The organism is Sphingomonas sp. PP-CC-3A-396, from assembly GCF_004343105.1.
Lineage (GTDB): Bacteria > Pseudomonadota > Alphaproteobacteria > Sphingomonadales > Sphingomonadaceae > Sphingomonas.
In genome coordinates this window covers 794,432-813,361 of sequence record NZ_SLYF01000001.1, presented here as the reverse complement: position 1 = coordinate 813,361, position 18,930 = coordinate 794,432, and the positions used below count along the sequence as shown (strand labels likewise).

The 18,930-nt window shown below is 65.9% G+C and carries 19 protein-coding genes; 17 read left to right on the top strand and 2 right to left on the bottom strand.

Translation table 11 applies throughout. The features are described 5' to 3' along the window. Positions 1-118 precede the first annotated feature (118 nt). Entirely contained in the window at positions 119-2,131 is a 2,013-nt protein-coding gene (locus C8J40_RS03700) for an acyltransferase family protein (protein ID WP_165911353.1), read from the top strand. A 101-nt stretch (positions 2,132-2,232) separates the two neighbouring features. On the opposite strand, the gene C8J40_RS03695 is transcribed toward C8J40_RS03700, so the two are convergent. Next, the gene (locus C8J40_RS03695) at positions 2,233-2,988 is read right to left on the bottom strand and encodes a Crp/Fnr family transcriptional regulator (RefSeq protein WP_132895801.1); all 756 of its coding nucleotides are present in this window, start codon (positions 2,986-2,988) and stop codon (positions 2,233-2,235) included. Positions 2,989-3,102: 114 nt separating this feature from the next. On the opposite strand from C8J40_RS03695, the gene C8J40_RS03690 reads away from it, so the two are divergent. The 7 genes from C8J40_RS03690 (at position 3,103) to C8J40_RS03660 (ending at position 9,423) form a co-directional block, all read left to right on the top strand. Further along, on the top strand, positions 3,103-4,239 hold the full coding sequence (locus C8J40_RS03690) for an alpha/beta hydrolase (RefSeq protein ID WP_132895800.1): 1,137 nt from the start codon (positions 3,103-3,105) through the stop codon (positions 4,237-4,239). 81 nt (positions 4,240-4,320) lie between these two features. Further along, positions 4,321-5,421 (top strand): catalase family protein, encoded by a 1,101-nt coding sequence (locus C8J40_RS03685; protein WP_132895799.1) that lies wholly within the window; start codon positions 4,321-4,323, stop codon positions 5,419-5,421. Next, positions 5,421-6,020 carry a 4-carboxymuconolactone decarboxylase gene (locus tag C8J40_RS03680; RefSeq protein WP_165911352.1) on the top strand — a complete coding sequence of 200 codons (600 nt, stop codon included), beginning with the start codon at positions 5,421-5,423 and terminating at the stop codon, positions 6,018-6,020. The genes C8J40_RS03685 and C8J40_RS03680 overlap by 1 nt, the downstream gene beginning before the upstream one ends. Further along, complete coding sequence (locus tag C8J40_RS03675; RefSeq protein WP_132895798.1) at positions 6,017-6,478, top strand: hypothetical protein; 462 nt, start codon at positions 6,017-6,019, stop codon at positions 6,476-6,478. Before C8J40_RS03680 ends, C8J40_RS03675 begins: the two co-directional genes overlap by 4 nt. A gap of 87 nt (positions 6,479-6,565) precedes the next feature. Beyond that, a complete protein-coding gene (locus tag C8J40_RS03670) occupies positions 6,566-8,611 on the top strand; it encodes an L-dopachrome tautomerase-related protein (protein ID WP_132895797.1) in 2,046 nt (681 codons plus the stop codon). Positions 8,612-8,699: 88 nt separating this feature from the next. Beyond that, entirely contained in the window at positions 8,700-8,927 is a 228-nt protein-coding gene (locus C8J40_RS03665; protein WP_207901128.1) for a hypothetical protein, read from the top strand. A gap of 82 nt (positions 8,928-9,009) precedes the next feature. Then, on the top strand, positions 9,010-9,423 hold the full coding sequence (locus C8J40_RS03660) for a thioesterase family protein (RefSeq protein WP_132734819.1): 414 nt from the start codon (positions 9,010-9,012) through the stop codon (positions 9,421-9,423). Between the two features lie 151 nt (positions 9,424-9,574). On the opposite strand, the gene C8J40_RS03655 is transcribed toward C8J40_RS03660, so the two are convergent. Beyond that, positions 9,575-10,969 (bottom strand): helix-turn-helix transcriptional regulator, encoded by a 1,395-nt coding sequence (locus C8J40_RS03655; protein WP_132895796.1) that lies wholly within the window; start codon positions 10,967-10,969, stop codon positions 9,575-9,577. Between the two features lie 100 nt (positions 10,970-11,069). Here C8J40_RS03655 and C8J40_RS03650 point away from each other — a divergent pair, with 100 nt between their 5' ends. From C8J40_RS03650 to C8J40_RS03610, 9 genes are all read left to right on the top strand, one after another. Further along, positions 11,070-12,596: an acyl-CoA carboxylase subunit beta gene (locus tag C8J40_RS03650; protein ID WP_132895795.1), complete on the top strand. Its 1,527-nt coding sequence runs from the start codon at positions 11,070-11,072 to the stop codon at positions 12,594-12,596. 135 nt (positions 12,597-12,731) lie between these two features. Beyond that, on the top strand, positions 12,732-13,244 hold the full coding sequence (locus C8J40_RS03645) for a hypothetical protein (RefSeq protein WP_132895794.1): 513 nt from the start codon (positions 12,732-12,734) through the stop codon (positions 13,242-13,244). Between the two features lie 54 nt (positions 13,245-13,298). After that, positions 13,299-13,607 (top strand): hypothetical protein, encoded by a 309-nt coding sequence (locus C8J40_RS03640; RefSeq protein WP_132734811.1) that lies wholly within the window; start codon positions 13,299-13,301, stop codon positions 13,605-13,607. Further along, complete coding sequence (locus tag C8J40_RS03635) at positions 13,604-13,825, top strand: hypothetical protein (protein WP_132895793.1); 222 nt, start codon at positions 13,604-13,606, stop codon at positions 13,823-13,825. The genes C8J40_RS03640 and C8J40_RS03635 overlap by 4 nt, the downstream gene beginning before the upstream one ends. Continuing rightward, positions 13,822-14,253: a methylmalonyl-CoA epimerase gene (gene mce, locus C8J40_RS03630; protein WP_132895792.1), complete on the top strand. Its 432-nt coding sequence runs from the start codon at positions 13,822-13,824 to the stop codon at positions 14,251-14,253. The genes C8J40_RS03635 and mce overlap by 4 nt, the downstream gene beginning before the upstream one ends. 10 nt (positions 14,254-14,263) lie before the next feature. Further along, positions 14,264-15,049: an enoyl-CoA hydratase-related protein gene (locus C8J40_RS03625; RefSeq protein WP_132895791.1), complete on the top strand. Its 786-nt coding sequence runs from the start codon at positions 14,264-14,266 to the stop codon at positions 15,047-15,049. Between the two features lie 139 nt (positions 15,050-15,188). Further along, positions 15,189-17,471: a methylmalonyl-CoA mutase gene (gene scpA / locus C8J40_RS03620; RefSeq protein WP_132895790.1), complete on the top strand. Its 2,283-nt coding sequence runs from the start codon at positions 15,189-15,191 to the stop codon at positions 17,469-17,471. Then, positions 17,468-18,529 (top strand): biotin synthase BioB, encoded by a 1,062-nt coding sequence (gene bioB, locus C8J40_RS03615; RefSeq protein WP_132895789.1) that lies wholly within the window; start codon positions 17,468-17,470, stop codon positions 18,527-18,529. Before scpA ends, bioB begins: the two co-directional genes overlap by 4 nt. Then, positions 18,520-18,882: a lysozyme inhibitor LprI family protein gene (locus tag C8J40_RS03610; RefSeq protein WP_132895788.1), complete on the top strand. Its 363-nt coding sequence runs from the start codon at positions 18,520-18,522 to the stop codon at positions 18,880-18,882. Before bioB ends, C8J40_RS03610 begins: the two co-directional genes overlap by 10 nt. Positions 18,883-18,930 lie beyond the last annotated feature (48 nt).

The following is an 18,930-nucleotide window of genomic DNA, read 5'->3' as shown; positions in this document are numbered from 1 at the left end:
TGCTCATCCGTCAGCCAGTACAGGTCGCTCATCCACGCTCTCCTCACGGAGCCTGAATCAGATCGCGCCTCTCATATCAATGGGTCCTGACCCTAACCCGCCGCCGGGGGAGAGAAATATGCAGGCGGGGGCGGCGTTTGTCGTACATGGACGATCGGGACAGCGTGACGGTTCGGATCTAGGATCGGACCGGGCGACGACTGCGCCGGTTCATGCCACGCCATATCGGGGCGACATCGATGGTCTGCGCGCGATCTCGGTTATTGCGGTCATCATCTATCATCTGTTCCCGACCCGCTTCCCGGCGGGCGGGTTGGGTGTCGATATCTTCTTCGTCATATCGGGATATCTGATCGGCGGGATCGTCCTTGCCAGCGTTGCGGCGCGGCGGTTCACCTTTGGCGATTTCTATCTGCGGCGCCTGCGCCGGATCGCGCCGGCGTTCGTGGTGATGATCATCGCCACCACGTTGGTCTCGACGATCCCGCTCTATCCCCAGGAGTTGGCGAGTTTCGCGACCAGTGCGCTGGCGGCGCTGGCGTGTGTCGGCAACATATTCTTCTATTTCACATCGGACTATTTCGCGGCCGACAGCGCAACCTTGCCGTTGCTGCATACCTGGTCGCTGGGTGTCGAAGAACAATTCTACCTGGTATTTCCGTTCCTGCCGTTGCTGATCGCGCATTCCCGGTGGAAGCGATGGCTGGTGCCGATCATGACGGTGACGGCGCTGCTCTCGCTGGCGGTAAGCATCGCCTATGTCCGGACGAACGCCGCAGCGGCATTCTATCTTCTGCCTAGCCGGTGGTGGGAATTGATGGTCGGCGTCCTCGCATCGCAGATGCGGGGGGACTGGCTGACATCCCGGCCGTTGATGCGCATGGCCTCCGCCGCGGCAGGGCTGGGTATGATCGCCGCCTCCCTCCTGCTGGTGCGGCCCGAGCACGGATTTCCGGGGCTGGTCGTCGTGCCGGCCTGCCTGGGGGCGGCGCTGGTTCTGATCACCGGTCAGGGCACATCGACGATGGTGCATCGCGGGTTGAGCGTTTCCCCGGCGCGCTATATCGGCCTGGCGTCCTATTCGCTGTATCTCTGGCACTGGCCGGTCATCGTTCTCTACCGCCAGCACCGACTGATCGGCAAACTGCTGATACGGGACGCGGTCATCGTTCTGATCGTGACGGCGATCCTCGGATTTGCGTCCTGGAAATTCATCGAAGGCCCCTTTCGCGGCAAGATGGCACCACGCCGACTGGGCGCATGGTGCGGCGGGCTGATCGCTATCGCAGCGCTGTTGCAGGTCGGTATCCTGGCGACCGGCGGCCTGCCGGAACGATTTTCCCCCACGGTTCTGGCGATAGCAAGCGCCGGGGGGCAGTCCGGATCGATGCCAAAGCCCAAGGCGAACTGCTTTCTCACCAATCAAAGCAGCGTTGGCGACTTCGACAAGATCCCATGTCTCGCGCGGGAACAGGGCAAGTCCAATTGGCTGCTGGTGGGAGACAGCCATGCATCGATGATGTGGCGTGGGTTATCGGTGGTACTGCCACAGGTGCATTTCCAAACTGCGGTCGTGTTCGGCTGTGAGATGCCGCTCGATCCGCAGCCGACCGGTCGCGTGTGCGACGACCTGATGCACCAGGTGCTGGTCCGCGACCTGGATATCGCGCGGCCCGACGCGGTGCTCGTGATCTGGCGCTGGATCCGATTGGATATTCCCGCGCTGAAACGGCTGCATGATCGGCTTGCGAGCAAGGGCATCGCGCTGGTCGTCATGGGGCCGACCCCGGAATATTCCATGCCGGTGCCCCGGATCATGGCGGAGAGCGTCAGGCGAAGCGATCCGGGACTGCTGGCACGAACCATCGAACCGCGCCTGTGGAAAAACGATCGGGAACTCGCGGCACAGGCGAAGGCGATCGGGTTCACCTATCTTTCGCCGCTCAAGGCGATGTGCCCCAAACGGCGCTGTATCGTCGAGAGCGCCGACGACGGGCTGCTATATTTCGATGCCGGTCACTATAATCAGGTCGGTTCGCAGACCGCCGTGCGTCGCTTGATCGCGAACGACGCGTCGCAGGGATGGCCCTTGCGACAGGCATTGGCGGACACGAGCGCGAAGACCTACTGAGGCCGGGGAGGGGGCGGAGTCGGGGGTTGCTCGTCGACTCGAAGCCCCCTCGGTTGGCGTCTCCCGTCGATAGCGCGGGGGAACTGGAGCGAAGCCCTGGGTCATTCCCCCAGCAGGCGCCGATATTCGGCCTCCGCATGGCCATAGGTGTCCGCGGCGAGCAGCATCAACTTGGCGCGGTCGCGAACGATCACGCGGCCGCGGACCGCCCGGATCGCCTGTTCCTCCTCGAGCCGGTGGAGCGCATCGGTGATGCTGCTCCGGCGGACGCCAAGCATCAGTCGAAACTCCTCATGGGTCATGCAGATGTCGTCGTCGCGGACGCGATCGTGATAAAGCAGGATCCAGCGTGCCATGCGCCGCTCGATCGAATGCGCGAGCGACGAGACGATCGTCCGTCCCATCTGGATCATGAAGACGTTGACGAACCGCAACAGCGACAGGCGCAGCGTGGTGCTCTGCTCGGCGAGCGTAACGAAGCGCTCGGCCGAAATCCGCAAAGCCTCGCCGCGTTCCGCCCGCATCACCACGTCATAGGGCGATCGTGTCGTGCCGAGCAGCAACGGCCAGCCGATGCACCCTTCGGCACCGATCAACCCGACGGCATAGCGATGCTCGCCTTCGAGCGCGTCGAGCACTCCGGCGATCCCCTCTTCTGGAAAGCACAGGCTGTCGATCACATCCCCTGCATGCGACAGGGTATCGCCGATCGAAAACGGCACGCGGGTCAAATGCGGTGCGAGCAGCGCGAAGTCGTGGGTGCTCAGGCTGCGCAGCAACAGGTTCTTGGTATCGCCCTGTTGGATGTGCTCGATCAACACATCGGGTTCGGCGGTTCCCAATACATTCCACGTCATCGCTGCTTCCCGGAAAAAGGCCCGCTCCTCAAAGGGATCGGGGCTGTGTCCGGTTCCGTACCGCAACCATTGTGTCAAGACCGGGGTTGCTGCCTCTAGATAACAGGAGGCCCCATGACCCTTTCCCTCAAGCAGACGCTCGCCCGTAGCGTCTTCGCATCGTCGCTGGTGTTGACTGCTGGTGGCGCCATCGCGCAGTCGCCGCGGTCGATTTCCGCACCGCCACCACCACCGCCCGCCGCAACCGCGACGCAGCCCGCAAAGGCCGCGCCCGACATGCAACAGGTGCTCGATGCACTCGCGGCACTCGGCGGCAAGCCAATCGAGACGCTCACGCCGGCAGAGGCACGCCAACAGCCGTCGGCAGCGGACGGCGCCAAGGCCGTGATGGCGAGCAAGGGCATGCCGACCACGCCCGACCAGAGCGTGACGACGCAGGACATTCCCTACGGTGCCGATCCCAAGCAGTTCGCCCGGATCTACAAGCCCGCGACCGCCCCTTCCGCAAATGGCGCGCGGGCAGCGCGCCTGCCGGTACTGGTCTATTATCATGGCGGTGGCTGGGTGATCGCAGACGTCGATACCTATGACGCAGCCCCGCGGGCGATGGCCAAGGCGCTCAACGCGATCGTGGTATCGGTCGAATACCGGCACGCGCCAGAGTTCAAATTCCCGGCGCAGCATGACGATGCCGCCGCCGCGTATCGCTGGACGTTGGCGAATGCCGCGTCATGGGGTGGCAATCCCGCGAAGATCGCGATCGCGGGTGAAAGCGCTGGCGGCAATCTGGCGGTCGCGACCGCGATCTACGCACGCAACAACCGCCTGACGATGCCGTTGCACATCGTTTCGGTCTATCCGATCGCGAACAACGATGCGTCGTTGCCGTCGCGCCGCGATTCCGCGAATGCCAAACCGCTCAACGCCGCGATGCTGCAATGGTTTGGCTATTATTATCAGTCGAGCAAGGCCGATGCGCAGGATCCCCGGCTGAACCTCGTTGCCGCCGATCTGCGTGGCCTGCCGCCGACCACGATCATCAACGCGCAGATCGATCCCCTGCGCTCCGACGGCGAGACGCTGGCGCAGGCGATGCGTTCGGCAGGGGACCGGGTCGAACAGCGGACCTTCCCCGGCGTGACGCATGAGTTCTTCGGGATGGCGAAGGTGGTGCGCGGCGCAAAGGACGCCAACGACCTAGCGGTTGCACGGCTGAAGGCAGCGTTTGCCGGCGCCCCGCGCAAGCGCTGAGGCCAACCGATAAGACCAGCAGACAGGACGCGTCGGCGCCGGCGCGTCCTGTCATCATCATGATCACTGAAAGGCAAAGACATGGTCAACGGACCGATCCGCTATAGCGCCGACGTCGAGCAGGAGCAGGACGACGAGCAGGCGACCGTCGCCAAGCTCAACGACGCGTTCGATATCATCCTCGAGCGCACCGCGGAGGATTACGGCCATGCGGTTCGGTCGGTCCATGCCAAGTCGCACGGACTGCTCGAGGGTGAACTGACGGTCGATGCGAACCTGCCCGCGGAGCTGGCGCAGGGACTGTTCGCCACGCCGGGTGCGCACAAGGTGCTGATCCGTCTCTCGACCAACGCGGGCGATATCCTGCCCGACGTCATCAGCCTGCCACGTGGCCTGGCGATGAAGGTCTTCGATGTCGAGGGTGAGCGACTGCCGGGCGCCGAGGGCAGCGCGCAGGATTTCGTCATGGTCAACGGCCCGGTGTTCCAGGCCAAGACCGCGGAAAAGTTTCTCGGCAATTTGAAGCTTCTTGCCAGAACGACGGACCGTATGGAGGGCACCAAGACGGTTGCCTCCGCGGTGTTGCGCGGGGTCCGGCATGCTCTCGAAGCGGTCGGCGGCGAATTGCCGAGCGCGCTGAACTCGCTTGGCGGTGCGCCCAATTCGGAGCCGCTTGGCGATACCTATTATAGCGCCACCGCGTTCCGGTACGGTGACTATATCGCCAAGTTCAGCTTGGCGCCGGTCGCACCGGACATGACCGCGCTCACCGGCAAGGAGATCGACGTCGACGGGCGCGAGAACGCGATCCGCGAGGAGGTCCGTGCCGAGGTGCGCGGCATGGATCTCGAATGGGAATTCCGGGTCCAGCTATGCCGCGATCTCGACGCGCAGCCGGTCGAGGACGCGACCGTGCAATGGGACGAGCAGGATGCGCCGTTCCTGCGCGTCGGCACGGTGCGCGCGGCGGCACAGGATAGCTGGAGCGACGATCATGTCCGTCGCATCAACGAGGAAAGCCGCTTCAGCGTGTGGACCGGCATCGCCGCGCATCGCCCGCTGGGCAACATCAACCGCGTCCGCAAGGACACGTATCGCCATTCGGCCGACTTTCGTGCGCGCACCAACGGATGCCCCTATCACGAGCCGGTCGCGCGCGACGCCGGGGCGGGACAGGGCTGATGCGCGCCGCGCCGTTTCCGCCCGCGGACATGCCCGCCGAGCTTCGTCCGTTGCACGACGAGATGGGCGCCTACATCGCCGAGCATCTCAAGGGCTTCGTGTCGCGCCGGGACGACGGCGCCCTGATCGGGCCGTTCGCCCCGATGCTGCGCTTCCCCGCCTTTGGTCGCGCGGCGTGGACCTATACCAAGGCGCTGATCGACAACGCGACGCTACCCAAGCCCGCGCATGAGGTTGCGATCCTCGTCACGGGTGCGGCGTTCAATTCGCGGTACGAACTGTACGCACATGAGCGGGTGGGGGCCGCTGTCGGCTTGAGTGATGCAAAGGTCGCGACGATCGCCGCGGGCCAGCGTCCTGCCGACCTGACCGAGGAAGAGGCCGCCGCCTACGACGTCGCGGTCACGCTGGCCGGCGGCCGCCAACTCCCGGCGACCACCTACCGGCGTGCGGTTGCCGCATTCGGTGAAGAGCGCACCGCCGAACTGATCTATCTGGTCGGCGGCTATTGCCTCGTCTCGCTGCTGCTCAATGCCTATGACATGTCGGTGCCCGGCCGCGAGGAAAGCCTGCCCGACGACCGGGGAGACGACGCATGAGCACCCGACGGACCATGGGCGCGGTAGCCGGTGGGCTCGTTGCCGGGCTGGCGATCACGGCCTTGCTGATGCGCGGCGAGAAGACGACCGGGACACCGTCGGAACTCGTCAATCTCGAACGGACGACCGCGCGCAAGCTCGGGCTGGCGACTCCCCCGGCGGATCGGTTGGCGACGTCGGGCGAGCAGGCGATCGTGCAGGGCGGGCATCTGCTGCTCTCCGCGGGCGCGGCGATCGTCTATGCCGCGGCGACCGACGAGGACAGCGACGTGCTGGTGTCCGGGATCGGTTTCGGCCTGGCGTTTTACGGGGCGATGCACTGGCTGGTAGGGCCGTTGCTGGGCGTCAAGCCTCCCGAATGGGACGCGGATTCGAGCACGATCGGCCTGCACACGCTGAACCATGTCGGGTTTGGCCTGGCGACCGCGGCCGGGGCCAAGCTGGCGGCGCGCGCATGACGCCGCGATGGCCAACCCTGCGCACGTACGGAGCATGGCGCATGATGCCGAAACCCGAGTCCTGCACGCACGTTGAGGCGCACTGACATGCCGATCATCACCACCGACACGCTGGCGATCGCCTATACCGATACGGGCCCGCGCGCGGGACAGCCGGTGCTGCTGATCCATGGCTGGCCCGACGATGGCTCGACCTGGGACGCGGTCCTGCCGATGCTCCATGCTGCCGGCTTGCGCACCATCGTGCCGACGCTGCGCGGTTTCGGCGAGACCCGGTTCCTGGCTGCGGAGACGCCGCGGACGGGCAACAGCGCGGTGCTGGCGATGGACATGATCGCGCTGATGGATGCGCTTGGCATCGAACGGTTCATGATCGCGGGACATGACTGGGGCTCGAATACCGCCGAAGCGCTCGCGGTCGGCTGGCCGGACCGGGTCGCGCGACTGGCGATGCTGGCCACGCCACCGCGTCTCGGCGGGATGCCGACGCCGCCGTTCGCGCAGGCGCAACGGCAATGGTATCACTGGTTCATGGCGACCGCGCGTGGTGCGCAATCGGTCCGCGACGACCGCAAGGGGTTCGCGCATATCCACTGGGAGAACTGGTCGCCGCGGGGCTGGTTCGACGAGGCGACGTTTCAGCGGGTCGCGCGATCCTTCGACACGCCCGATTGGGTCGACGTCACGCTGCACAGCTACCGTGCGCGGTGGGACGAAGCCGAGCCCGATCCCCGCAGCCAGTGGCTCGAGGACAAGGTGAAGGCGACCGAGACGCTGGCGTTGCCGGCGATCTATATCCAGGGTGCGGTCGATGGCGTGAATCCACCCTCCGCCAGCAAGGCGGTGCCGAGCAAATTCGTCGGTCCGTTCGCCTTTGTCGAACTGTCCGGCGTCGGCCATTTCCCCCAGCGCGAAAACCCGCGCGCGGTCGCCCGCCACCTGATCCAGCTTTTCACCGGCACCCCTGCCGATCTTTCCGATACCGTTGACCGGAGCCTTTTGATGTCCAAGACCAAGCCCTTTCTCGCCGGCGCTGCTGCAATCGCGGTGATCGCCGCCGCCGCGATCGGCGTCGCGCAGGCCCGGCCGCGCGGTGCCAGCGCGTTGACGCAAGTCGCGCAGTTCGATCACCAGGCGACCGGCGTCGCAGTCACCGCCGACGGCCGCCGCTTCGTCAATTTCCCGCGCTGGACCGACGACGCGCCGATCTCGGTCGCCGAAGTGATGAAGGACGGGTCGCTGAAGGCCTATCCGGATGCCAAGTGGAACAGCTGGCGCAACGCCAACTCGAACGAGATGCCGGTCGGCGATTATTTCGTCTGCGTGCAGTCGATCGTGCCCGATGGCCACGGCAATCTCTGGGTGCTCGATCCCGGCGCGCCCGGCAACGAGAAGATCCTCGAAGGCGCGCCCAAGCTGGTCAAGATCGATCTGGCGACGAACCGCGTGACGAAGGTCATCAAGGTGCCGCTCGACGTCGCGTTGCAGGGCACCTACCTCAACGACATCCGCTTTTCGCCCGATGGCCGGACCGGGTACATCACGGACTCGGGCACACGCGGTGCGATCATCGTCATTGATCTCGAAACCGGCAAGGGTTTCCGCGCGCTCGATGGGCACGGGTCGACGCAGATCGACAAGAGCGTGACGGTGATGACCGACGGCAAGCCGCTCGTCCGCCCCGACAATCGCCAGCCGGCCTTTGCCGCCGACGGCATCGCGATCTCCAACGACGGCAAGACGCTCTACTACCAGGCGCTCACCGGCAAGACGCTGTATGCGATCGACACCGCGTTGCTGCGCGACGGCGTCAGCGAGACGGACCGCGCGGCGGGCGTGAAGACGGTGGCACAGACGCACGTCGCCGACGGCCTGTGGATGAGCAAGGCGGGGGTTCTTTATATCTCGTCACCCACCGACAATGGCATCACCCGGCTGGTCGGCGATCATGTCGAGCCGGTGCTGACCGATCCGCGCCTGCGCTGGCCCGACACCTTCTCCGAAGGCGCGGATGGCCGCATCTACGTGACCGCGAGCCACATCCAGGACACGAGCTGGTTCAAGCCGGGGGCACCAGCATCGCTTCGTACCGAGCTGTTCTCGTTCGTCCCTGGCGCCGCCAAGGGTAAATGAGGGTTACATGACCTGTCTGCGCTACAGCGACGCCATCGAGACGATCTAGCCGAACGAGCAGGAGACGATCGAGGGTATCATCAAGGGCATGGCCGATCAGACCCGCACCGTCGAAAAGCGCGAGCATCATGCGGTGCGGGCCAGCCATGCCAAGAGTTCCGCGGTCGTCGTCGGCGACATGACGATCCACCCAGGTGTTCCTGTCGAACTCGCTCAGGGTCTGTTCGCGAAACCCGGCACGCATCTCGTCGCGGTTCGCTTCGCCCAAGGGCCGGGCGAGACGCTACCGGGGCACGACGTCGACATCCCCGCCTGATCACCGTTCCGTCGATGTCTTTTATCGGCGGAGCGGCCGGGCCGTCATCGCTATGTTCAGGTTCGCGTGCTATATATTACGCGTGACAACAGCGATTCCCCATACCTACGCCATCGGCATAGAGCCGGACGACATCGACTTCATGGGTCACGTCAACAACGCGAACTATCTGAAGTGGGTCCAGGCCGCGGTGATCGACCATTGGCAGCGCCTCGCGCCGGCCGAGGCGGTGGCCGGGCACCTGTGGGTCGCGCTGAAACACGAGATTACCTACCGCAAGCCGGCGTTCCTGGACGACGACGTCATCGCGACGGTTTTGCTCGAGAAGGTCCAGGGCGCGCGCGCATTCTACGAGACGATCATCAAGCGCGGCGAGGATGTGCTCGCCGAAGTGAAGTCGAGCTGGTGCTGCCTCGATGCGGAGACGCTTAGGCCGTCGCGGCTGGCGAACAGCGTGGTCGAGCATTTCTTCCCGAAGGATCCGGCGGCGGCCTGATTGCGACCACCACCCCCGCGGACTTACCACCCCGGCGGAGGCCGGGGCCCAGTTGGAACGTCGGAAGTAACGGCTCGCAGTCCTTTGTCATCGCTCTCCCCCAATTGGGCCCCGGCCTTCGCCGGGGTGGTACAGCAGGCGGTAGTCTTCTTTAAATTACCTCGTACGGCACCGCCCCACGCCGGTCCGGATCGACCCGTATCCCACTCGCCGCCGGTGGAAACGCCCGCTGGTCGCAGTCCGTCCGCAAACAGACGCGACACGAAGACCCAATCGGCGTCGCGATCCCGCCCGTCCCCAGCGCATCCGCATAGATGAACTCCGATGCGTTCGCCTCCTCGCACCCGAGCGCCACCGCATAGCGCCGCGCCGGTCGCGTGTACGTCTCGGACGGTTTCACCAGCCCCTTCGCCATCGAGACATAGCGGATGCCGTCGGTCGTCTCGATCAGCTGCGTCAGGATCCGGTCCGGAATCGCCACCGCCTCATGGACGATCCACAACGGACACGCCCCCCCGAACCGCGCGAACTGCAACCGCGTGGCGGAGTGCCGCTTCGTAATGTTCCCCGCCATGTCGACGCGGCAGAAGAAAAACGGGATGCCCAGCGCTCCCGGTCGCTGCAACGTCGACAGCCGGTGACACGTCTGCTCGAAACTCGTCCCGAAGATCCGCCGTAGCCGGTCGATGTCATGACGCACGCTCCGCGCCTCCGTCCGAAAGCGCGTATAGGGCATGACGATCGCCCCGGCCGCGTAGTTGGTCAGCCCCGCCGTCAGCAGTGCGCGCGCCGTCTCCGACGCCATCTCCGATGCCGCGACGATCCCGCCGATGACGGCGCCGAACTCGTGCCGCGCGACCTGATGCGCCAGCGAGAACAAGGTGGTCTCCCCTGGCTGCGACCCGTCGAGCCGCAAGGTCGCACCGTCATAATCGCGCAACGGTGCGGCGAGCGCGCCCGAGATCGCCACCGAAACTCCGCGGACCGCGAGCCTTGCCTCAAGCGCTGCCACGCGATCCGCCCCCAGCGTCTCGCCGATCTCCTCCGCCCGCCGATCGAGCGCATCGACATAATTGCCCGCCGCGTGAAACCAGTCGCGCACGTCCTCCCATGGCAGCAACCCAGGCGCCCCGGACCCCGCCACCAACCGGTCGTCGAGCGCGCGCAACTGCTCCTGCGCGCGCCGATACGCATCGTGCATTGCGACGAGCCGTTGCGCCAACAGCGGCTGGTGCTTCACCGCCCGCCGCACCGCGATCTCGTCGAGCGCAGGCGCCTCGACGCTCGTATCCGAAACAGCCTCCAGAGTCGCGATCAGCAACGCGGTATCGTCCGCCGCGTCGATGCTCCCCCAATCCGCCGGAAACTCCCGCGCGAGCGTGATCAGCACGCCCTCGGTCACTGGGCGGTCGCCATTCTCGATCTGCGAGAGGTAACTCACCGACAGGCCGATCCGCGCGGCCATCGCCGCCTGGCTGATCCCGAGCACGCGGCGCAGGTCGCGCAGGCGGTGTCCGACGAAGAGGCGACGTGCGGGCAGGGTCATATCCCCGCCTAGTTTGCAAACATGCCTCGGACAAGTTTGCAACATTGCATTTGCGCATCGCATCCCGCTCTGTGAAGGCAACCAGCAGGACGGAGAGACGATGTCATCGACGATCGAAGAGCTTGAACGCCGCCGCGAAGCCGCAAGAGTGGGTGGCGGCCTAAAGCGGATCGCAGCGCAGCACGCCAAGGGGAAGCTCACCGCAAGGGAGCGCCTTGACGTGCTGCTGGACGAGGGATCGTTCGAGGAGCTCGACATGTACGTCGAGCACAATTGCGTCGATTTCGGCATGCAGGACCAGGTTATCCCCGGCGACGGCGTGGTCACCGGTTCGGGCACGATCAATGGCCGCCTCGTCTTTGTCTTCAGCCAGGATTTCACCGTATTCGGCGGCTCCCTCAGCGAACGCCACGCGCAGAAAATCTGCAAGGTGATGGACAGCGCGATGAAGGTCGGCGCGCCTGTGATCGGCCTCAACGACAGCGGCGGCGCGCGCATCCAGGAGGGCGTCGCCTCGCTCGGCGGCTATGCCGAGGTGTTCCAGCGCAACGCGCTCGCCTCGGGCGTCGTGCCGCAGCTCTCGCTGATCATGGGGCCGTGCGCGGGCGGCGCGGTCTACAGCCCCGCGATGACCGACTTCATCTTCATGGTGAAGGATTCGAGCTACATGTTCGTCACCGGCCCCGACGTGGTCAAGACCGTGACGAACGAGGTCGTCACGCAGGAGGCGCTCGGCGGCGCCGTCACTCACACGACCAAGACGTCGGTCGCCGACAACGCGTTCGAGAACGACATCGAAGCGCTGCTTGCGGCGCGCGACTTCTTCGATTTCCTGCCCGCGTCGAACCGCGACGGCGTGCCCGAGCGGCCGACCGCGGACGAATGGGACCGGATCGAGGAGAGCCTCGACACGCTGATCCCGGCGTCGGCGAACCAGCCATACGACATGCACGAGCTGATCCGGAAGACCGTCGACGAAGGCGATTTCTTCGAGACGCAGCCGGCGCACGCGGCCAACATCATCACCGGCTTCGGCCGCATCGAGGGCCGCACGGTCGGCTTCGTCGCGAACCAGCCGATGGTGCTCGCCGGCGTGCTCGACATCAATTCGTCGAAGAAGGCGGCGCGGTTCGTGCGCTTCTGCGACGCGTTCGAGATCCCGATCGTGACCTTCGTCGACGTCCCCGGCTTCCTGCCCGGCACCGCGCAGGAGCATAACGGCATCATCAAGCACGGTGCGAAACTCCTGTTCGCCTATGCCGAGGCGACCGTGCCCAAGATCACCGTCATCACGCGCAAAGCGTATGGCGGCGCGTACGACGTGATGGCGTCGAAGCATCTGCGCGGCGACTTGAACTATGCATGGCCGACCGCCGAGATCGCGGTGATGGGCGCGAAGGGCGCAGTCGAGATCATCTTCCGCGGGAAAACGCCGGAAGAGATCGCGGAGCGCACCGCGGAATACGAGGCGCGGTTCGCCAACCCGTTCGTTGCCGCGTCGAAGGGCTTCATCGACGAAGTGATCCAGCCGCACTCGACGCGCCGCCGCATCGCGCTGGGCCTACGGAAGCTCCGCGGCAAGGCGCTGGAGAATCCGTGGAAGAAGCATGATAACATCCCGCTGTGACCCGGTACGTCACGTGGACCAGTCCTTGACGCGTCGACTCGGCGAAAGCCAGGGACTCGGGTCGCAGGGGACGGGCTTGCGGATTGAGGTCCCAGCCTCTGCTGGGGTAATGACGTCTACGGGGACGGAGGTTTGATGCTCGCGTTTCTCCTGCTCCTGCAAGCCACTTCGCCCACGCCCACGCCAATCTGGAAGCTTGCCGACCGCACAAATTCGGCGGGCGTGCGCAGCATCTCGGCTTCGGTCACCGGTAACGACGGCCTCTCGCGCTTCGTCGTGAAGTGCGACGTCGCCTCCGAGCCGATCGTGTCGATCCAGTTCATCCAGCCGCAACCGCTCGGGTCGGGCGCCGACAAGCTGGTTGCGGTGCGCTTCGATGGTGGGCCGGCATTCACCTATAACTGGCAGTTTCCGGGGACCGGTACGTACATCGCCGATCCCGCGGCGATCACCAAGCTGACCAGTTTCCTGGTGAAATCGAAGACGGTGCGGGTCGAGACGACCAACGGCGCCAGCTTTGCGGTACAGGCAAACTTCGTCGCGCCGACCGGTGATGCGATGATCCGGCAGGTGCTCGGCGTCTGTGGCTATACACTCGGCGTCGTCCCGCCGGTGCCGGCCAAGCCCACCGCGGAGCCAGCGGAATGACGCGTTGTGTCGCGATCGTCCGCACATTATCATGTCATGATAAGGAGTCGTGACATGCAGACCGAACGCGTGACGTTTTTGACCTCCCCCGATCATAAGGCAGCGCTCGATGCCTTTGCTGCCAGCAATGGTAAATCCGTCGGCCATGTCCTCCGGGAAGCTTCGACGCGATATCTCGCGGCGGAGGATCGCGCCGACGGGGAGGATGAGAAGGCGTTCGCGCTGATCCTGCCGGAGATCGAGGCGATGCTGCCGCAGTGGCATGCGAAGATCGATTCGATGGAGCAGTCGATCGACCGCGCGCTGGAAGCGATCGATCGTGCGCTGGCGGGCGATCCAGTCCCGATGAGCCACGCCGCATGAGCGCGACCGAAAAGGCGTTCGGCGTCATCAAGGCGTTGCTGACCTATCAGGAGCGGCTCGATGGGCTCGACGCGAAACTCACGGGGCTGAGTGCGGGGCTCGCGCGTCTTGCCGACAGCCATGTCGCCTTGCGCGAACGCGTCAGCCGCATCGAAGGGTTGATCGAAGGCGCCGCAATGGCCCGCCGCACGTCCGACAGCCCGAGGATCGAAGGATGACGGCGACGCTAGGCCGGCTCAATCATGTCGGGGTCGCGACGCCGTCTATCGCGAAGTCGGTCGAGACGTATCGCCTGCTGCTCGGCGCGACCGCGATCGGCGAGCCGTTCGACCTGCCGGCGCAGGGCGTGAAAGTGTGCTTCATCGATGCGCCGAACACGCAGATCGAGCTGATCGAGCCGTATGACGAGAGTTCGCCGATCGCCGGCTTCCTGCGCAAGAATCCGGCGGGCGGTCAGCATCATGTGTGTTTCGAAGTGGCGGATATTCATGCGGCGGTCGCCGACCTGAAGGCGAAGGGGGCAACCGTGCTGGGCGAGCCGCGGATCGGCGCGCATGGCACGCCGATCGTGTTCGTGCACCCGAAGGACTTTGGCGGCATGCTGGTCGAGTTGATGGAGACGCCGGGCGACACCGGCGCGCACTAGGAGAGATCTGATGGCCGCGTACGAGCATATCCTGAGCGAGCGGCGCGGCGACGTGCTGGTGCTGACGCTGAACCGGCCCGACCGGCTGAATGCCGCGCCCCCGGCTATGTTCGAAGAATTGCGCGCGGCGCTCGGTGACCTGGATGGTGCGCGGGCGGTGCTGATCGCGGGCGCGGGGCGCGCGTTCTGTTCGGGGGCGGATGTCGGAGGCGGGGCGCTCGGTTCGGACAATCCGGGCGAGGCGACGTTCGCGGCGCTGACCGGGAGCTATAACCCGACGATGGCTGCGATCGCCGAGCTGTCGGTGCCGGTGGTGAGCGCGGTGCGCGGGCCGGCGGCGGGGATCGGGTGCAGCCTCGCGCTCGCCGCCGATTTCTGTGTGGCGAGCGAGACCGCGTATTTCCTCCAGGCGTTCGTTAATATCGGGCTGGTGCCGGACGGCGGCGCGTCTTGGATGCTGCCGCGACTGATCGGCAAGGCGCGGGCGACGGAAATGATGATGCTCGGCGAGCGGGTGCCGGCGGCGAAGGCACTCGACTGGGGGATGGTGCACAAGGTCGTCGCGGACGACGCGCTCGATGCCGAGGCGTTCGCGCTGGCCGAGCGGCTGGCGGCGATGCCGACGGTGGCGCTCGGGCTGATGCGCCGGGCGATCACGGCCGCATACGAGACGGACTACGCGACCGCGATGCAGGCCGAAGCGGCGAACCAGCGCGACGCGCGGGGCTCGGCGGACTCGATGGAAGGCGGTCGTGCGTTCCTCGAAAAGCGCAAGCCGGTGTTCACGGGGCGATGACCGTGCGGCCGAATGCCTCAAACACCACCCCGGCGAAGGCCGGGGCCCAATTGGGCAACGCCCCATTGGCTGGTGCTGCGCTCAATTACTTCGACCTTTCCAATTGGGCCCCGGCCTCCGCCGGGGTGGTGTTCTTCGCATGACCGACAAGCCTGAATCCACCCCCACCCTCGCCGACTGGCAGGCGCTCGCCGCCAAGGAAGTCAAAGGCGCCGACCTCACTTGGCCGACCCCCGAGGGCATCGACGTCCAACCCCTCTACACCGCGGAAGACGTCACCACGGACCCCGGCCTCCCCGGTTTCGCCCCCTTCACCCGCGGCGTCCGCGCGTCGATGTACGCCGGCCGCCCCTGGACGATCCGCCAATACGCCGGCTTCTCCACCGCCGAAGCCTCGAACGCGTTCTACCGCCGCAACCTCGCCGCCGGCCAGAAGGGCCTGTCGGTAGCGTTCGATCTCGCCACGCACCGCGGCTACGACAGCGACCACCCCCGCGTCACCGGCGACGTCGGCAAGGCGGGCGTCGCGATCGACTCGGTCGAGGACATGAAGATCCTCTTCGACGGCATCCCGCTCGACAAGATGTCGGTCAGCATGACGATGAACGGCGCGGTCATCCCGATCCTCGCCTTCTTCATCGTCGCGGGCGAGGAGCAGGGCGTCGACCGAAAGCTGCTCGACGGGACCATCCAGAACGACATCCTCAAGGAGTTCATGGTCCGCAACACCTACATCTACCCGCCCGAGCCGAGCATGCGGATCATCTCGGACATCTTCGGCTACACCAGCCGCGAGATGCCCAAGTTCAACAGCATCTCGATCAGCGGCTATCACATGCAGGAGGCAGGAGCGACGCAGCTCCACGAGCTCGCCTTCACGATCGCCGACGGCATGGAATATGTGAAATACGGCGTCGCGTCAGGCCTCGACATCGACAAGTTCGCCGGGCGCCTGTCGTTCTTCTTCGCGATCGGCATGAACTTCTTCATGGAGATCGCCAAGCTCCGCGCCGCCCGCGTCCTCTGGCACCGCGCGATGACGCAGCTCGGCGCGCAGGACGAGCGTTCGAAGATGCTCCGCACGCATTGCCAGACGAGCGGCGTCTCGCTTACCGAGCAGGACCCGTACAACAACGTCATGCGCACCACGATCGAGGCGATGGCGGCGATGCTGGGCGGCACGCAGTCGCTTCACACCAACGCGCTCGACGAGGCGATCGCGCTGCCGACCGACTTCTCGGCGCGGATCGCACGCAACACGCAGATCGTGATCCAGGAAGAGACGGGGATGACCAAGGTCGTCGATCCGCTCGGCGGCAGCTATTATATCGAGAGCCTGACGCAGTCGCTGGTCGACGGCGCGTGGAGCCTGATCGAGCGGATCCAGTCCGAAGGCGGCATGGCGAAGGCAGTCGCGGCAGGCTGGCCCAAGGCAATGATCGAGGAAGCCGCCGCCGGCCGCCAGGCGCGGGTCGATCGCGGCGAGGACGTCATCGTCGGCGTCAACAAATACAAGCTCGCCGAGCAGGACGCGATCGAGATCCTCGACGTGGACAATGTCGCGGTGCGCGCCGGCCAGATCGAACGCATCAACCGCGTAAAGGCCACGCGCGACGAGGCGGCGTGCCAAGCCGCACTCGATGCTCTCCGAGAAGGTGCGCGACGCGGAAATCCTCCCCTGCAAGGGGAGGGGGACCATCCGCAGGATGGTGGAGGGGGCGTCCCACAAACGGATACGCCCGAGGAAGCCCCCCTCCGTCAGCCTGCGACCGACACCTCCCCGGACCGGGGAGGATTTGAGACCAACCTCCTCGCGCTCGCGGTCGACTGCGCCCGTGCCCGCGCCACGCTCGGCGAAATCTCGTCCGCGATGGAGGACGTGTTCGGCCGCTACGGCACGCAGCCGACCCCCGTGTCCGGCATCTACGGCGGCGCGTACGAGGACGACGCACGCTGGACCCGCCTCACCGACGGCGTCGAAGCTACCGAGCGGCGCATGGGCCGCAAACCCCGCATGCTCGTCGCCAAGATGGGCCAGGACGGCCACGACCGCGGCGCCAACCTCGTCTCGTCGATGTTCGGCGATCTGGGCTTCGAGATCGTCCCCGGCCCGCTGTTCCAGACCCCCGCCGAAGCCGCCGCGCTCGCGCTCGAAAAGGACGTCGACATCGTCGGCGCCTCGTCACTCGCCGCCGGCCACAAGACGCTGATCCCCGAACTGATTGGCTATCTCCGCGAGGCGGGCCGCGCGGATATCAAGGTGATCGCGGGTGGCGTTATCCCCGCACAGGACTATCAGGCGCTGCGCGATGCCGGGGTCCAGGCGATCTTCGGCCCCGGCACCAACCTGATCCAGGCCGCCGAGGACGTGTTGAAACTCCTCGGCCACAACATGGCCCCGCAAGAGGAAGCCGCCGAATGACCGATACCCTCCTCCGTACTCTCGCACATGCCGTGGCTCCGAGCCTGGTGCGCGATGCTCCCGTTGCCCGCACCGACTGGACCCGGCCCGAGATCGCCACGCTGTTCGACCTCCCATTCGACGAACTGATGTTCCGCGCGCAGACCGTCCACCGCGCGCACCACGCGATCGGCGAAGTCCAGCTCTGTACGTTGTTGTCGATCAAGACCGGCGGCTGTCCCGAGGATTGCGGCTATTGCTCGCAGTCGGCCTCGTCCGACTCCGGCCTGAAGGCGGAAAAGCTGATGAACGTCGACGCCGTCCTTGCCGACGCAGCCCAAGCCAAGGCCGCCGGCTCGCAGCGTTTCTGCATGGGTGCCGCGTGGCGCAACCCGAAGCCGCGCGACATGCCGAAGGTTGTCGCGATGGTCGAAGGCGTCCGCGCGATGGGGCTGGAGACGTGCATGACGCTCGGCATGCTCAACGCGGATCAGGCCAAGCAGCTCGCCGACGCCGGCCTCGATTACTACAACCACAACATCGACACCTCGCCGGAGAATTACGGCAACGTCATCACCACGCGCACCTTCGGCGATCGGCTGGAGACGCTGGCGAACGTGCGTGACGCGGGGATCTCGGTCTGCTGCGGCGGGATCGTCGGGATGGGCGAGACGCGCAGCGACCGCGTCGGCTTCGTCCACGCGCTCGCCACGCTGCCGCGCCATCCCGAGAGCGTGCCGGTCAACGCGCTGGTCCCGGTCAAGGGCACGCCGCTCGGCGACATGCTCGCCGGCACGCCGATGGCACAGATCGACGATATCGAGTTCGTCCGGACGGTCGCCGTCGCGCGGATCACGATGCCGCTGAGCATGGTGCGGTTGTCTGCGGGGCGCGAGAGCATGTCCGAGGCAACCCAGGCGCTCTGCTTCATGGCGGGCGCGAACTCGATCTTCACCGGCGACAAGCTGCTCACCACCGGCAACGCGGGCGACAGCGCTGACGCGACGCTGCTGGCGAAGCTGGGGATGAAGCCGATGGTCGGCGCGGAGCCTATGCGGGAGGCCAAGACATGCTGCTGATCGCACTTCTCATGACCGCGGCTGCTCCGATGCAGTCGCAGGCGACGATGAACGCGTCGGCCGGTACGAGTTATGCGCGGGCGGATGCGGCGATGACTGCGCAGTGGAAGCGAACCTACGCCTATATGAAGGGCCGCGATGCGCAGGATGGGTCGCGTGGCGGCGGGTTCGGCTATGCCGCGGCGCTGCTGGAGAGCCAGCGCGCGTGGCTCAAGTTCCGCGATACGCAGTGCGTGATCGAAGGCGGGCAATATGCCGGCGGTTCGGCTCAGGGCATGACGATTGCCGGGTGCCGGACCGACCTGACGCAAGCGCGCACGAAGCAGCTCAAGACGATGATGTGGTACCAATAACCAGTCCGCACCCGGACCGCGTCCGGCAAGACGGCACAGAGTAGGGCG

Bases quoted from the DNA above. Each gene is read 5' to 3' on its own strand.
- C8J40_RS03690 (WP_132895800.1), top strand. From the start codon at position 3,103: ATGACCCTTTCCCTCAAGCAGACGCTCGCCCGTAGCGTCTTCGCATCG.
- C8J40_RS03670 (WP_132895797.1), top strand. From the start codon at position 6,566: ATGCCGATCATCACCACCGACACGCTGGCGATCGCCTATACCGATACG.
- C8J40_RS03675 (WP_132895798.1), top strand. From the start codon at position 6,017: ATGAGCACCCGACGGACCATGGGCGCGGTAGCCGGTGGGCTCGTTGCC.
- C8J40_RS03635 (WP_132895793.1), top strand. From the start codon at position 13,604: ATGAGCGCGACCGAAAAGGCGTTCGGCGTCATCAAGGCGTTGCTGACC.
- scpA (WP_132895790.1), top strand. From the start codon at position 15,189: ATGACCGACAAGCCTGAATCCACCCCCACCCTCGCCGACTGGCAGGCG.
- C8J40_RS03645 (WP_132895794.1), top strand. From the start codon at position 12,732: ATGCTCGCGTTTCTCCTGCTCCTGCAAGCCACTTCGCCCACGCCCACG.
- C8J40_RS03650 (WP_132895795.1), top strand. From the start codon at position 11,070: ATGTCATCGACGATCGAAGAGCTTGAACGCCGCCGCGAAGCCGCAAGA.
- C8J40_RS03665 (WP_207901128.1), top strand. From the start codon at position 8,700: ATGGCCGATCAGACCCGCACCGTCGAAAAGCGCGAGCATCATGCGGTG.
- bioB (WP_132895789.1), top strand. From the start codon at position 17,468: ATGACCGATACCCTCCTCCGTACTCTCGCACATGCCGTGGCTCCGAGC.
- C8J40_RS03695 (WP_132895801.1), bottom strand. From the start codon at position 2,988: ATGACGTGGAATGTATTGGGAACCGCCGAACCCGATGTGTTGATCGAG.
- C8J40_RS03685 (WP_132895799.1), top strand. From the start codon at position 4,321: ATGGTCAACGGACCGATCCGCTATAGCGCCGACGTCGAGCAGGAGCAG.
- C8J40_RS03640 (WP_132734811.1), top strand. From the start codon at position 13,299: ATGCAGACCGAACGCGTGACGTTTTTGACCTCCCCCGATCATAAGGCA.
- mce (WP_132895792.1), top strand. From the start codon at position 13,822: ATGACGGCGACGCTAGGCCGGCTCAATCATGTCGGGGTCGCGACGCCG.
- C8J40_RS03610 (WP_132895788.1), top strand. From the start codon at position 18,520: ATGCTGCTGATCGCACTTCTCATGACCGCGGCTGCTCCGATGCAGTCG.
- C8J40_RS03680 (WP_165911352.1), top strand. From the start codon at position 5,421: ATGCGCGCCGCGCCGTTTCCGCCCGCGGACATGCCCGCCGAGCTTCGT.
- C8J40_RS03625 (WP_132895791.1), top strand. From the start codon at position 14,264: ATGGCCGCGTACGAGCATATCCTGAGCGAGCGGCGCGGCGACGTGCTG.
- C8J40_RS03700 (WP_165911353.1), top strand. From the start codon at position 119: ATGCAGGCGGGGGCGGCGTTTGTCGTACATGGACGATCGGGACAGCGT.
- C8J40_RS03655 (WP_132895796.1), bottom strand. From the start codon at position 10,969: ATGACCCTGCCCGCACGTCGCCTCTTCGTCGGACACCGCCTGCGCGAC.